Source organism: Mycobacterium sp. 5-140-3-2, from assembly GCF_035666375.1.
GTDB lineage: Bacteria > Actinomycetota > Actinomycetes > Mycobacteriales > Mycobacteriaceae > Mycobacterium > Mycobacterium intracellulare.
This window is the reverse complement of record NZ_CP142025.1, coordinates 3,042,461-3,055,693: the sequence shown is the minus strand read 5'-3', so window position 1 is coordinate 3,055,693 and position 13,233 is coordinate 3,042,461. Positions and strand designations below refer to the sequence as shown.

Annotated in this window: 10 protein-coding genes and 1 pseudogene; 2 read left to right on the top strand and 9 right to left on the bottom strand. The window is 65.4% G+C overall.

Annotation, left to right across the window (positions count from 1 at the left end; genetic code table 11):
• Nucleotides 1-103 precede the first annotated feature (103 nt).
• The gene (locus P6281_RS14250) at nt 104-1,345 is read left to right on the top strand and encodes a cytochrome P450 (RefSeq protein WP_008257410.1); all 1,242 of its coding nucleotides are present in this window, start codon (nt 104-106) and stop codon (nt 1,343-1,345) included.
• Between the two features lie 79 nt (nt 1,346-1,424).
• On the opposite strand, the gene P6281_RS14245 is transcribed toward P6281_RS14250, so the two are convergent.
• Entirely contained in the window at nt 1,425-2,558 is a 1,134-nt protein-coding gene (locus P6281_RS14245; RefSeq protein ID WP_008257409.1) for a helix-turn-helix transcriptional regulator, read from the bottom strand.
• On the bottom strand, nt 2,555-3,658 hold the full coding sequence (locus P6281_RS14240; protein WP_008257408.1) for a helix-turn-helix transcriptional regulator: 1,104 nt from the start codon (nt 3,656-3,658) through the stop codon (nt 2,555-2,557). The genes P6281_RS14245 and P6281_RS14240 overlap by 4 nt, the downstream gene beginning before the upstream one ends.
• Before the next feature lie 334 nt (nt 3,659-3,992).
• Here P6281_RS14240 and P6281_RS14235 point away from each other — a divergent pair, with 334 nt between their 5' ends.
• Nucleotides 3,993-6,560 (top strand): helix-turn-helix transcriptional regulator, encoded by a 2,568-nt coding sequence (locus tag P6281_RS14235; RefSeq protein ID WP_225325686.1) that lies wholly within the window; start codon nt 3,993-3,995, stop codon nt 6,558-6,560.
• Between the two features lie 659 nt (nt 6,561-7,219).
• On the opposite strand, the gene P6281_RS14230 is transcribed toward P6281_RS14235, so the two are convergent.
• The 7 genes and pseudogenes from P6281_RS14230 to P6281_RS14200 form a co-directional block, all read right to left on the bottom strand.
• Nucleotides 7,220-7,504 carry a WXG100 family type VII secretion target gene (locus tag P6281_RS14230; RefSeq protein WP_008257405.1) on the bottom strand — a complete coding sequence of 95 codons (285 nt, stop codon included), beginning with the start codon at nt 7,502-7,504 and terminating at the stop codon, nt 7,220-7,222.
• A gap of 11 nt (nt 7,505-7,515) precedes the next feature.
• Nucleotides 7,516-7,812 carry a WXG100 family type VII secretion target gene (locus P6281_RS14225; RefSeq protein ID WP_008257404.1) on the bottom strand — a complete coding sequence of 99 codons (297 nt, stop codon included), beginning with the start codon at nt 7,810-7,812 and terminating at the stop codon, nt 7,516-7,518.
• Nucleotides 7,813-7,902: 90 nt separating this feature from the next.
• Entirely contained in the window at nt 7,903-9,093 is a 1,191-nt protein-coding gene (locus tag P6281_RS14220) for a PPE family protein (protein ID WP_014942231.1), read from the bottom strand.
• A 15-nt stretch (nt 9,094-9,108) separates the two neighbouring features.
• Entirely contained in the window at nt 9,109-9,408 is a 300-nt protein-coding gene (locus P6281_RS14215) for a PE family protein (protein WP_008257399.1), read from the bottom strand.
• A 248-nt stretch (nt 9,409-9,656) separates the two neighbouring features.
• Entirely contained in the window at nt 9,657-10,085 is a 429-nt protein-coding gene (locus tag P6281_RS14210; RefSeq protein WP_008257397.1) for a hypothetical protein, read from the bottom strand.
• Nucleotides 10,086-10,741: 656 nt separating this feature from the next.
• A pseudogene (locus P6281_RS14205) lies at nt 10,742-11,986 on the bottom strand (MFS transporter); the annotation flags it as partial.
• Nucleotides 11,983-13,128, bottom strand: coding sequence for a PLP-dependent cysteine synthase family protein (locus P6281_RS14200; protein ID WP_008257392.1), 1,146 nt, complete (start codon nt 13,126-13,128; stop codon nt 11,983-11,985). The gene P6281_RS14200 and the pseudogene P6281_RS14205, both read right to left, overlap by 4 nt.
• Between the last annotated feature and the right edge of the window lie 105 nt (nt 13,129-13,233).

Here is a 13,233-nt window from a genome sequence, read left to right as displayed (position 1 = left end):
GAGTAGCCCACTACTTACGTGCCTTCGCGAGACCGAAACAACGATGGCCTCATGGCTTGCAACCGCTACGGCCAGCCGACTTGTCCCCGCCTGAGAGGCCATCATGACCGTCGACACGATGCCTACGCCCGTTTGCCCGAACGTCTTCGAGGCGGGGCTGCCCATCTTGGCCTACGAGCAGGTGCCCAATCCTGAGGAGGCGCACCGGCTCATCGCGCAAGCCCGCGCTCGGGCGCCGATCGCCATGGGCACCCACGGGCCCGAAGTCTTGAGCTACGAACTTGTGCGCTCGGTGCTACGCGATTCACGATTCCGCGTACCACAAGGGATGTTCCTTGCCGCACAAGGCATTACCTCCGGCCCAATATGGGACCGCGTCGCCACCAACCTGATCAGTCTCGACGGCGCCGAACACCACCGGCTACGCCGCCTGGTGTCAAAGGCCTTCACACCCCGAGCCACCGCACGGCTGCGCACGACGATCCACGACGTCATCACCGAACTCGTGGACCGGCACACGGCTCACGGGCGATGCGAGGTGGTCGCCGACATCGCACGCCAATACCCGATCCCCATCATCTGTGCGCTGCTCGGCGCGCCAGCCGAGGACTGGCAACTGTTCTCCGACTGGACCGACGACATCTTCAAGGTCTTCGGCTGGAACGTGGCTGGCCAAACTCCCTCGATCCTCACGGCCTGGGAGGCGCTAGACGCCTACATCGATGACATGGTCGCCGACCGACGGCACACATTGACAGACGACCTGATCTCCGAGCTGATCCGCGCCGAAGACGACGGCGATCGCCTGGGCACGGACGAGCTGCGCATGCTCGTCGCCGGCCTGCTGATGGCCGGCACCGACACCACCCGCAATCAGCTCGCCGCCGCGGTCCACGTGCTGTGCGATCATCCCGAGCAGTGGGCACTGCTCGGACAGCGGCCCGAGCTGGCAGGCAATGCCGTCGAGGAGATCATGCGGCATTCCCCGGTGGCGTTCGCGATGCTGCGCACCGCCATCGATGACGTCGAATTCGCCGGTGTCATAATGCCGGCCGGCACCCTGGTCCTCGCGAATATGGCTGCGGCTAACCGGGATCCCGCCGTGTACGACGATCCCGACCGCCTCGACATTACCCGCGACGGCGCCCCGGCGATGCAGACGTTCGGCGCGGGCATGCACTACTGCCTCGGTTCGCACCTCGCGCGCCTTGAGCTCGCCGAAGCCCTCACCGTCATGACGCAACGCATGCACAACCCGCGCCGCACCGGACCGGCCCCGTGGAAGCCGCTGACCGCGCTCAGCGGCCCGACCACCCTACCTATCGAATTCGACACCGGAGATTGAGCATCGGCCAGCGCGGCGAACGGATCCACCAGCGGCGCCAACGCGGGACATACGACCGTTGGCCTCAATCTCGGCGGTTTCATGGAGTGAGTGCGAGCACAAGACCAACGAGTTCGGCTTGGCGGTGGGTGTCGGTCTTGTCGAAGGCGTGTTGTAGGTGGGTGCGAACCGTCTCATACGACACGGACAATTCGTCGGCGATTTGTTTCAGACCTGCACCGCGGGTGAGCCGCAGCGCGACTTCGGCTTCGCCCTCGGTGAGGCGGTAGAATCGGCGCAACAGCCTTGTGGCGGAATCAGTTTCGCGTTCTGGATCCTTGATCAGGACCAACGCCGATGGCTCCGCTACCCTTTCATTAGTTTTGGTGCGATGCAGCGGGATCACCTGAATCACATAGGGACGCAGGCCCGATGGGCGCCTACAGATCAAGGAGCTTCCGCCACGAACCCCTGAATCGCCGCCGATCAGCGCACGATGCAGCGCGCGGTGCAGCTCCCGCTGGGTCTGAATAATTGCTGACCCGAGGCGTCCCGATTCGACGCGCAGTCCGTCGTGGCCGCGCAGAACTTCTTCGGCAGTGGAATTGAGACTGATCACCCGGCAATCTGTTCCGACGATGATGAGACCGTCGCGGATCGCGTCGAGCGCTCCCGAGAGGTCAGCGCTGCGCGCTCGGGCAGCTTCGAGTTGGTTGTGCGTGCGCACGGCCTGCTGCAGATGGACCACCAAGCCGCGCATTACCTTCGTGCGTTCGGGCGTGTCGAGCGACGCCTTCGGTGAGATCACCAGGAAACAGGTCGGGTGCGGACCCTCGGTGAGCCGGACGAATAACCCGTCCTCCATGCCGTTAGGGCGCATCCAGTCGTTGTAGAACTCGGGGTTTCGATTCGGAACAACGATTTCCGGTCCGGTCCGCACCACGCCGACCGGACTTTTGTCCACCGCAGCGAGCACATAGTCCAATCGCTGGTAATGCGTCGCATAGCTTTCGAAGGCGGCCACGGGAATCGTTGAAGCCTGGAACGACCAGAGCGACCAGGGTGTAGCGTCGCGCCTCAACAGCGAACCGCCTGTCGCGCCAAGCGCGCGCTGAATGTCGCGGATGGCCGCGTCCCACTGCTCGGGCGCGGCGGCCGCGGCGTAGATGTCGGCTACGAGGCGCGAGAAGTCCTCGACCGTGACCGTCGCCCGGCGCCGGATTCGCTCAGTCATCGGCTTAGCGCGAGTAGTAGACGGACGAGCTCAGCTTGGCGGTGGGTGTCAGTTTTGTCGAAGACGTGTTGCAGATGGGTGCGAACCGTCGTCACCGAGACCGACAACTCCTGTGCAATTTGCTTGAGGTTCGCGCCGTGCATCACGTGTAGGGCAACCTGGGCTTCCGCTTCGGTGAGCTGGTAGAGCCGGCGCAACAACGCTGCGGCGGGTTCGGGTTCGTCCTCTGGGTCGATAATCAGCACCAGGGCCGTTGGCTGCCGGAGTGGCTCATCGGCATTGCGGCGGTGCGAGGGCAGCACGTGAATGACGTAGGGCCGCTCGCCCGAGCGCCGAATGCAGCTGAGCGACCGGCCTGTGCGAATGGCGGACCGCTCACCGACAAGGGCATCGTTAATAGCCCGATGCAGCTCTTGTTCGACGTGCGCGGTTGTTGCGGCGATGCGTCCTGACCGTATGCAGAGCCCGTCTTCCGAACGAAGAATCCGTTCGGCGGCCGAATTCAGGTTTATCACCAGATGCTCGCCCGCGACGATGAGTATCCCGTGCCGGACAACCTCTAGCGCGCCTGCCAGCTCAACCGCGCTGTTGGTCAGCGCCGCTAGTTTCTCCTGCGTGCGCAGCGCCTGTCGCAAGTGTGGCACCAACCCGCTCATTAACTTCATACGCTCAGACGTGTCGAACGACTCGGTGCGCCTCGGCGCCGCCACGATCAAACACGAGGGGCGTTGTCCACTGGTCAGGCCCACGAACAGGCCGTCTTTGAGTTCGTTCGGTCGCAGCCAGTCGTTGTAGAACTCCGAGTTCGTCCGCGGCGCAATCAGCTCTGTCCCGGTGCGCACCGCGCCGACTGGACTGTTTCCCACCCCAGCGAGCACATAATCCAGGCGGTAGTAATGCTCGGCATAGGACTTACCGACGTCAGCCGGCGCAGTCGTGGCCTGGATCGACCACACTCCGTCCACGGCTTCACTGAGCGTGCCCACCGTCCCGCCTAGGCTGCGGCAAACTTCGTCGAGGGCCGGCTCCCAGTGCCGGGGAGTGACCGCGGCGGCGTAGATGCCGGAGACTAGGCGCGAGAAGTCCTCGACCGTGACCATTGACCGGCCCCTGATTCGCAGGCTGGTATCCGCATGGGCAGCTTCCTAGGTGTGAATCCTATGAAGAGAAGAGTAGCTGGATCTCACCCATTTGCATGAGGCATTGGGCGAGTCATGGTGCTTGTGTTCAGGCATGCTCACGCGGGCGGGTGTTATGTCGTCCGCTGCAGCGCCTGTCGTAGCTGCGGCTGATCGGCCGCGCCGCCCGGATGAGGGCAGCCACCGACGGGGTAGGGCGGCGCCAGCGATTACTGAAATGAGACGGCATGGTGGGTGCCGGGACGATCAAGGACCGGTGCGCCTGAGGTGGCCGCTGACGGGCCGCGCCGAGGAGATGCGGCTCATCGAGGCCGTGCTGTGGGATCCGGATCCTTGCGGGATGGTCATTCATGGGTCTGCCGGTATCGGCAAGAGCCGGATCGCCCGCGAAGCGCTGTCGTTTGCGGCATCAAAAGGATGCGAAACCCATTGGGCCGTGGCGACATCGTCGTCGCAAAAAATCCCGCTGGGCGCCTTCGCTCATTGGGCCGGATCGGCCGTGGGTGACACGCTACAACTGGTAGGCAGCGTGATCGAATCGCTGATAGCGGCATCGGGCGGGAGCCAAGTGGTGATCGGCGTTGACGACGTCAGTTTGCTCGATGACGCGTCGACTTTTGTGTTGCATCAGATCGTCCAGCGCCGCGCGGCCAAGCTCATCCTGACGTTGCGGGACGGGGAACCGATCAGCGCGGGGACGCGTGAGCTGTGGAAGGTTGCCCAATTCGGACGGCTCGATCTGCGGCCATTGTCACCTGAGGAAACGACCGAGCTGCTATTGGCGACCCTGGGTGGACGTTTGGATCCAGACGCTGTCCGCCGCTTATGGAACCTGACCTGCGGCAACGTTTTGTACCTGCGCAACATCGTGGAGCAGGAGATCGCCGATGGCCGGCTCGTCGAGCAGCACGGTCGTTGGTGCTGGGTCGGCGACCCGGTCGTGCCGCCCGATTTGGCTGAACTGATCGAATCGCGCATCGGTGCCCTGCCGGCACCGGTGAACGATGTAGTCGATGTGCTGGCGGTCGGCGAGCCGATCGAGCTGGGGTCGCTTACGCGTATCACCGATCCCGCGGCTGTCGAGGAGGCCGACGTGCGCGGCCTCCTCACGCTGGACCAGGTCGACGGTCGTGTCGAGGTGCGGGTGGCGCATCCGCTGTATGCCGAGGTGCGTAAGCGGCGTGCGGCACCCACCAGGCTGCGCCGGTTGCGGGGATTGGTCGCGGCTGAACTCGCCACTGCCGGCCGCGCCGACGTGCGGGCGGTGGTGCGGCGAGCGGTGTTGAGCCTCGACTCCGACCTTGAGCCGGACGCCGACCTTCTGACCAGAGCTGCTCCGGGGGCGGTGTGGCTGATGGATCTGCCCCTGGCCGATCGGCTCGCCGATGCGGCCATCCGCGCTGGCGGGGGCCCGGAAGCGAATTTCCTGCGCGCGTATGTCTTATCGTCGCTGAGCCGAGGCGAGGAGGCCGACGCGGTACTCGCGGACATGCCCACTAGCGAATTGGCCGACGGCGAGCGTGCCAGGCTCGCCAATCTGCGGGCCACCAACAGGCTGTTCACCCTCGCGGATCCCCAAGGGGCAAAAAGGCTGATTGACGACGCGACGCGCGCGATACCGGCGCAGGCGCGCAGCTGCATCAACGCCTTTCTCACCGTGTACTGGGCGGCGATGGGCAGGCCCTACGCCGCCCGCGAAGCGTCGAAAGGTGTTGTGCTGGAACAGCTATCCGATGTGGCCGCGCGCTTTATAGCGTGGGCTAGAACTGTTGCCGCAGGGGACGCCGGTCGCACCAGCGAAGCCGCGGTCGCCGCGAACACCGGATACCCCGTGGCGGTGCGTGGCTTCGTCATCATCACTGACGCGCACGTCGGCGCTCTGTTGCTGGCTGGTCAGATACCGGAAGCCCGGGCAGCGGCCGAGTGGCTGCGCCAACGGGCGTCCAACGTTTCAGGCCCGGGCCACCTACAGAGTGCTCCCGTCGCGGCTCGCGCCGCTCTTGGCGCGGGCCGCCTCGATGCCGCATGCGCGCTTCTTGAACCCGTCATCGACACGTTGGCGGCGTCCGGCGAGCGCAACGGATGGGTGTACCGCTGCCAGATCCCACACACGATCGCGCTCGCCATGCGCGGATCAACCGGTGATGCCGTCGCCGCACTTGCCCGGCTTGAGCAGCAGCGGCATCCGGGTTGGCGCTACCTCGACTACGAGTACGAGCTGGCTCGCGCGTGGGTGGCCGCCTGCCAGGGCGCTGTCAGCAATGCAATCGCGATGACGCTCTCGGCGGCCGGGATCGCCAGCGCCAATGGGCAATTCGCTGCCGAAGTGATGTGTCTGCAGACCGCGGTGCAGTTTGGTGACGATTCCAGTGCGCCGCGCTTACGCGAGCTCGAAACGATCGTGGAAGGACCACGCGCCGGTGTTGCGGCCCGATTCGCTGAGGCTCTTCATGTCGGGGATGCGGCTGTATTAGCGTGGGTGTCGCAGGAATTCGAGCGCATGGGTGATCGGGTTGCGGCGATGGACGCGACCGCCCACGCAGCTATCGCATATCGCCGACAGGACAAACGCGGGTCGGCGTTGGCATGCTCGACGCGCGCCGAGGCGTTCGCGCAGCAGTGCGGCGGCGCCAGCACACCGGCGCTTCGGCAGGCCGCCGAGCGGGTGCCGGTGACCGGTCGCGAACGAGAAATCGTGATGCTCCTCGGTGAAGGGTTGTCTAACCGTGAGATCGCTGCGAGACTGACGCTGTCGGTCCGTACCGTCGAGAACCACATCTACAATGCGATGGGCAAAACCGGCACGGCCAGCCGCGACGACCTCGCCGCTCTGATGCGTCCACGCATCGCCAAGCCCCGGTAACGACGTCAGCGCGAGGCGCTCGCAGAACGGGCATTGCGATGGATGCAATCGTGGACGGTCGGCTGCTGCGTTCCGTCCAAATCCGTAGACCGTTCAGCTGGATACCAGGCACGAGATGCCTTCATACTGTCGAGGAAAGACGGCGCCGAATTCACAGGCATAGCAAAGGCGGGCTGCTCAATATGCCTGGTACCGCGCAGGCGGGTCGCGCTGCAGCGCCCAGGGGCGCCCGGAGCACTGATCTGGTACATGACCGATCGATCATTACCGTCAACGAAAATGCCGGCGCGGCATCGAATCTGAAAGCACTATCTGCTCCCACCGAAGCCGCGGCCACCTTGGGCCAGCTAGAGCGATAACCGCAACGGCGTTGTAGTCGCCAGCGCGTCTGTCGCCCGCCTATTGACCGGCGAGCGCGAGATCCTCGGGACCGGCAGCTGCCGCTGTATCGAAGCCGTCACTCCAGTCGGCCGTGTCCTTTGCCGGGCTTGTGTTACATTGTGGCGTTCATGTCGATGTGGCTCAACCCTCCAAAGGCATGATGCAGCAACAGCTTTCGAGTTCAATACCCCCCCCTGGGGAAGTGCTCGGTATCGATCGACAATACGCAAGTCGTGATTTTGCGTTACCTGTGCGATCGAGCTGCGGCTGAGGACGTACTAGGCCCAGCTGGATCCAACGGCGCTGTCGGTGGAGGCCATGTTGGCCCCGGCGGTTTGGACTTTTTGCCCATGGGCGTTGGCCTGCTCGTAGATGACCTGGAAGTTGCGGCCCAACTGGGTGATGAACTCTTGGCAGGCCACCGAACCCGCACCGCCCCAAAAGTCCCCGGCGGCAAGCACATCGCGGATGATGGCCTGATGCTCGGCCTCCAAGGAAGCGGCCTGGGCGCGGATCAGGGCGCCGTGGGCGTCGACGTCGCCGAATTGGTAGTTGATGCTCATCGTCGGTTCTCCTAACTGCCTAGCATCTGCTGTGAGGCTTGCTCTTGCTGTTCGTAGTTGTTGGCGTCGCGGATCAGGCCGTCGCGCACCCCGTGCAGCATGGTGACGATGTTGCGGAACGCGGTGTTCGTTTGGCCCATGGTGTCGTAGGACGCGGCCTGAGCGGTCCCGCTCCATCCGGCACCGGCAATGTTCAGCGAGGACGCCCACATCTTGCGAGCTTCATCTTCGACGGTTTGGGCGTGCACATCGAAACGGCCTGCCATGGATCGCATCTCGTTCGGATCGGTCATAAAGCGTGTAGTCATTGGAGTGTTTCCTTACCTGGAAATCATCAGTTTTGCTCGACGTGGCCGGCGTGATGGCCGCCTGCCAAAACGAATTGGTGCTCTCCTTTGTTATCCGACGGTCGCCGAGGGCGGTACCACTGTCAGGCGGGGCATGAAGCGAAGGTCGGTTTCGCCGACGTTGCCTATGCCGCGCCCGGGCATCGTTGCCAGCGGCGCGCCGAGCATGCTTGCGGGAGCCCCCGTTGTGGCTCCTGGGGCAGTGGCCAGGCTGGTGCTGGGCAGCGCCGTCGCGGCAGGACTCATTGCCGGGGCCGCCGAAGCCCAGGTTTGGGGCACCGACAACGCCCCGACCGTGGCCGCGCGGCCCACTCCCGCCGACACGGCCGCCCCGCCGAGTCCTGCTGAGCCGGGTGCTCCCAGCGCGCCGGACGCGAGCGCGCCCGTCAACCCCGGTCCCGAAGCTGCGGTGCTGGCGGCGGTGACGGCCGGCATCAAATTCTTCATCTGATTCGCGTTCGAGAGCAGCGAACTCGATATCCACCCGACCGAACTTGTCATCGACAACGCCGGATTCATGGAACTGAGCGACGAACTCAGCGACGACAGCGACCCCGTGGACGACTCGGACGTGGACGATAGCGGCGAGGCGAGCTGCTGCAGAGCCGTGGGCACCGTGGAGGTCACCTGTGACAGGACCGCCTGGGTGTCGGTGCTGGCCGAGCTGCCGACAGCTTGGCCGACCGCGGTCCCCTGTCCGGCCAGGCCGGCCGGGTTGCTGGTGGGCTGCGGCGGGATGAACTGGGTCAGGAGCGACGCACTGGCCGAGGCGGCCGCGTAGCCATACATCGCGGCGGCGTCCTGGGCCCACATCGCCGTGTACTGTGCCTCGGTGGCCGCGATCGCGGGCGTGTTTTGCCCGAGGATGTTGGTCGCGATCAGCGACAGCAACAGGCTGCGGTTGGCCGCGATGACTGGTGGCGGCACCGTCATCGCAAAGGCTGCCTCATAGGCGGCCGCGGCCTCCATGGCCTGCGAAGCCGTCTGCTGTGCCGTGGCGGCAGTGGTGTCCATCCACGCCACGAAGGGGGCGCTCGCGGCGGCCATCGCCGTCGACGCTGGACCTAGCCACGGTCCGCTGGTCAGCTCCGCAACTACCGAGGAATACGAAGCGGCCTCCGCATATAGCTGCTCGGCGAGCCCCTCCCAGGCCGACGCTGCGGCCAGCATCGAGCCCGGCCCCGGACCGGCATAGATCCTTGCCGAGTTGATCTCGGGTGGCAAAGCTGCGAAATCCATCATTTCACCTCGGAATGCTTAGCCGGCCGCGATCGCGTTGGCGGCCTCGGTGAGCGCATACGAGTCAGCGCTGACACCAAGGGTTTTCGCGACCAATTCGTGGATCGCCGCAGCTTGGGCGCTGACGGCCTGGTACATCTGCGCGTGCGCGGCAAACTGCAGCGCCGTCAACGCCGACACCTCATCGGCGGCGGCGGGACCCACCCCGGTCGTCGGTGTGGCCGCGGCCGCGTTTTCGGCGCTCATCGCCGAGCCGATGCCCTGCAGGTTACCGGTCGCCGCCGTCAACATTTGCGGGGCGACGGTGAGTGAGAACATGGATTTCTCCTTGGAGACTTGGGATTACGGACATGGGCTGACCCCGTCCGCTGCGGTGTGTTAAGGCGCTGGTGCGGTCGCCGCGGCATGGAAGCCGCGTCGCCTGATTCGGCTAGACAGCGTCAGGGAGGATTGATGTGTTCAATGGCCCGGCATTCATCCGGGCGAAAGGGGCGGCAGAGATTGGTGATGGTGAGCGAGTGCTCACCGATCCTCGTGGCGTAACACAATGGCCTGCCGCCGGCCGATCACCGGCGAGCTATGCAGAACCGCGTCAAGAGGTCTCGACCGGTGAAGGCAATGGCAGCCGCGCGGGGCGGGGCCCGCCCGACCGGCACCACAAGTTTGACCCGCGAACCTGCGACGGCGACCACCGCGACCGCGAGACCGAGTTCCACCAGCGCGGTAACCGGCCCCGGCACCGGCATAGCCCCGAACACCTTGGAGCATTTGGCGGCCAGGCCGCGGTAAAGCGAAGCATGGTCGGCCTGCATCCCGGGCCCGCCAGTGCCAGACCCGCCATCCGCCGATGTCACGAAGGCGTGCGGTGGGTCAAACGCGAGAGGAGCGAAATGCACCAGCCCGCACCCCAGGGCGCCGAGGGCCAGCCACACTGCAGCCGCGATCGCGACGACAGCGCGCAACCGCACCGAACTGCCTGCGCCGCCGGGTTTCATAGTGTCTCAACTGTACCTGTCTATAGGGGGGTATGCCATACATAGGGCGGTCGATACCGCATCGTGCCCGGGCCGCGATCGTGCCTCCTGGCGGCCCTAATGCTGCAGCTCAAGCAGATATCAGCAGTCGGGCCGCAGGGACTGACGCGCACAATTGCACCTCCATCCCAAATACCCCTACCCACCGGAGGTATAGCGGCGCCCGAGCTGGCATTCCTCTACCGAGGCGGTAATCGGTGCGTCGGCCCGCTCGCACGACAACACCAACTCGCGGCTTCGATCTATCGGCCCGGACACATAAGGACTCACCCGGCAGGCGATGCCCCCGGCCGAGCCGTTGGCAGCTGTTCACGTCGAATCCCTTAATCGCATGGGGATTTCGCGCCGATCGGGTGCTTAACGGTGGATCCTGCGGATTCACATGGGTCATTACCAGGTGACGACATCGAGGTGACCGAACGTGAGCAATCTTGCGCCTGGTTGCGTGCCGATGCCATTCTGCGGCGACTCTTTGGGGTCAGAGTCGTCGTCATCGCGGGCCGGCGTCCGACAGGATGACCAGGAGACGGGGACACAGATGCCTTGCCATGTGGCGGTGTGAATCGCCGGCGTCGGCCCCGGCCGGTTATCGCCGGTACCGCCGCTTGGAAGCCGCCAAGCTCGGAATGAGCCGGTTGCAGGTCGCGTGCGGGTTCGAGACGGTAGAGGGCAACTGCGGCGATGATGCCGATGAGAACCAGCCCGCCCCAAACCAGTGCGCCGGCGCTCAGCCGTTGTGCCGCACCGAATATCGATCCGGTAGCCAGGTTGCCGACGAGGATTCCGGCTCCGACGATGGTGTTGTAGAACCCATAATGGGTGGCCACGAGCCGGCCTCCGGCCAGCGAGACGACGGTGTCCATCTCGAACGGGAAGACCGCGGCCGAACCGACGGCCAGCAGCGCCGCCGACACCAGCAGGGCCCCCACCGCCGCGGGTGTCCCGAACCGATGGCCGTCGGGGACGACCGTCAGCGGCACGAACGAGGCCGCCAGGATGGCCACACCGATGGCCAGGCTACGTCCGGATCCCCAGCGTTTGGTGAACCAGCGGGTGATGCGCAGCTGTCCGATCACCGCAACCAGGCCAGAGACAACGAAAAGAGCTGCAACCAAAGCCTTTCCAGAGCGCGGCGTCAGCATCGACGCCTGCAGCGGCAGCGCCAGGTACACCTGGAAGGTCAATACGTAGGAGCCGATCATCGCCGCCGCGAAGAGCAGGAACGGCCGATTGCGGGCGACAACCCGCCAGTCCTGCAGGAACGACTTCTGCTGCGGCGCCGAATCGACACCGCGTCGCGGCAACGCCAACAGCTGCGCCACGGTCAGCACTGCGAACACGGCCGCCGCTGCCGCCGCCGTGACCTGAAAGTCGACGGCCACCAGGACCAGTCCGACCAGCGGACCCAACAGGATTCCGGCCTGATAGAAGAGGTTGAATATGGCGAAGGCCTCCACCCGGCGATCTCCGGCGTCAGCGGCCAGATAGGCCCGCACCGCCGGGTTGAACAACGCGCCGGCGAACCCGGTGGCCGCCGCGGCGATCAGCACAGCCGGCAACGACTGGGCCACCACAAGCAGCGCGAATCCGCCTGTGCGCAGCAGACATCCAGCCACGATCAACGGCTTATAGCCCACCCGGTCGGCCAGTGTGCCGCCCACGATGAACATGCCCTGCTGGGAGAAATTCCGCACGCCGAGCACCAATCCGACCGCCCAGGCCGCCAGCCCGAGCGGGCCAGCCAGGTACCCGGCCAGATACGGCATCAGCATGTAGAAACCCATGTTGATGCCGAACTGGTTGAGCATCAGGACCTGGCTGGGCCGGTCGAAGCCTCGAAACCGGGTGAGGAAATCCCTCATGCGGCTGCGATCAGTGCGGGATTGACGACGGTGCTGGTGCGAGTCCAGGAGGTCACCACCTGCTGGGTGGGGTCGGTGATGACGGTGGGCTCGGCGACGGGTTGCCAATCCAACAGCTGGTGCTGGTGGCAGTAGTCGTCGTTGTAGATGGTGTCGAAGTAGCGTTGCGGACCGTCAGGAAACACCGCGGCGATGCGGGTGTCCTGCGGGAAGGTGCGCGCGGCCCAGCCCGCGACCAGCGCCACGGCCCCCACGCTCCAGCCGCCGCTGGCGAAGTTGCTGGCCGCCAAAGTGCGGCACGCCCACACCGACTCCTGCGGGGCCACCCAGTGCACCTCGTCAAAGGCGGCGTAGTCGATGTTGCGCGGATAGATGCTCGAGCCCAGCCCGCGCATCAACCGGCTGGCCACCGGCTGACCGAAAATAGTCGAGCCGATGGTGTCGACCCCGATCAGCTTCATCGCCGGGTTGAACTCGCGCAGCACCCGCGCCACCCCGGCCGAATGCCCGCCGGTGCCCACCGAGCACACCAGCACATCCACCCCGCCGAGCTGATCAAGCAGCTCCAACGCCAACGACCGGTAGCCGGTGATGTTGTCGGGGTTGCTGTACTGGTCGGGGCACCAGGCCCCCGGCTCGGCGGCCAACAGCTGGGCGACCCGGTCTTTACGGGCCTGTTGCCAGCCCCCCACCGGGTGCGGCTCGGTGACCAGCTCGACATCGGCGCCGTAGGCGGCCAGCATGTGACGCACGATCGGCTCCATGCCGGTGTCGGTGACCACGGTGACCGGATGCCCATAGGCCTGGCCGGCCAACGCCAGCCCCAACCCCAGGCTGCCGCTGGTGGATTCCACGATGCGCGCCCCGGGAGCTAATTCGCCGCGGGCCCGGGCGGCTTCGACCATGTGCAGGGCCGGGCGGTCTTTCATGCTGCCGCCGGGATTGAACCCTTCCAGCTTGGCCCAAAACCCGCGTCCGGGCGGGGCGAACGGCGCCTCAATGCGCAGCACCGGGGTATGGCCCACCATCGCACCGGGACGCCGATAGGTGTCGGTGCCGGGCAGGGCGCACTCACGTGGCTGAACAACTTTGAGCGCCGGGATCGGGTGAACATAGTTATCGAAAGACAAAACATCGGTCATGAGAATCGTCGCTTTCTTGCGAACGCCGCGAATCAGTGCGGCACTTGACAGGGGTCAGCGATCACCAGCCGCCGAGCACACACGTGCTGCAAACGACCTGGCGCT

What these genes read in the sequence shown, in the direction of transcription:
- P6281_RS14240 (WP_008257408.1), bottom strand. Translation starts at nt 3,658, where the DNA reads ATGGTCACGGTCGAGGACTTCTCGCGCCTAGTCTCCGGCATCTACGCC.
- P6281_RS14215 (WP_008257399.1), bottom strand. Translation starts at nt 9,408, where the DNA reads ATGTTCTCACTCACCGTCGCCCCGCAAATGTTGACGGCGGCGACCGGT.
- P6281_RS14245 (WP_008257409.1), bottom strand. Translation starts at nt 2,558, where the DNA reads ATGACTGAGCGAATCCGGCGCCGGGCGACGGTCACGGTCGAGGACTTC.
- P6281_RS14220 (WP_014942231.1), bottom strand. Translation starts at nt 9,093, where the DNA reads ATGATGGATTTCGCAGCTTTGCCACCCGAGATCAACTCGGCAAGGATC.
- P6281_RS14200 (WP_008257392.1), bottom strand. Translation starts at nt 13,128, where the DNA reads ATGACCGATGTTTTGTCTTTCGATAACTATGTTCACCCGATCCCGGCG.
- P6281_RS14225 (WP_008257404.1), bottom strand. Translation starts at nt 7,812, where the DNA reads ATGACTACACGCTTTATGACCGATCCGAACGAGATGCGATCCATGGCA.
- P6281_RS14235 (WP_225325686.1), top strand. Translation starts at nt 3,993, where the DNA reads ATGCGGCTCATCGAGGCCGTGCTGTGGGATCCGGATCCTTGCGGGATG.
- P6281_RS14250 (WP_008257410.1), top strand. Translation starts at nt 104, where the DNA reads ATGACCGTCGACACGATGCCTACGCCCGTTTGCCCGAACGTCTTCGAG.
- P6281_RS14230 (WP_008257405.1), bottom strand. Translation starts at nt 7,504, where the DNA reads ATGAGCATCAACTACCAATTCGGCGACGTCGACGCCCACGGCGCCCTG.
- P6281_RS14210 (WP_008257397.1), bottom strand. Translation starts at nt 10,085, where the DNA reads ATGAAACCCGGCGGCGCAGGCAGTTCGGTGCGGTTGCGCGCTGTCGTC.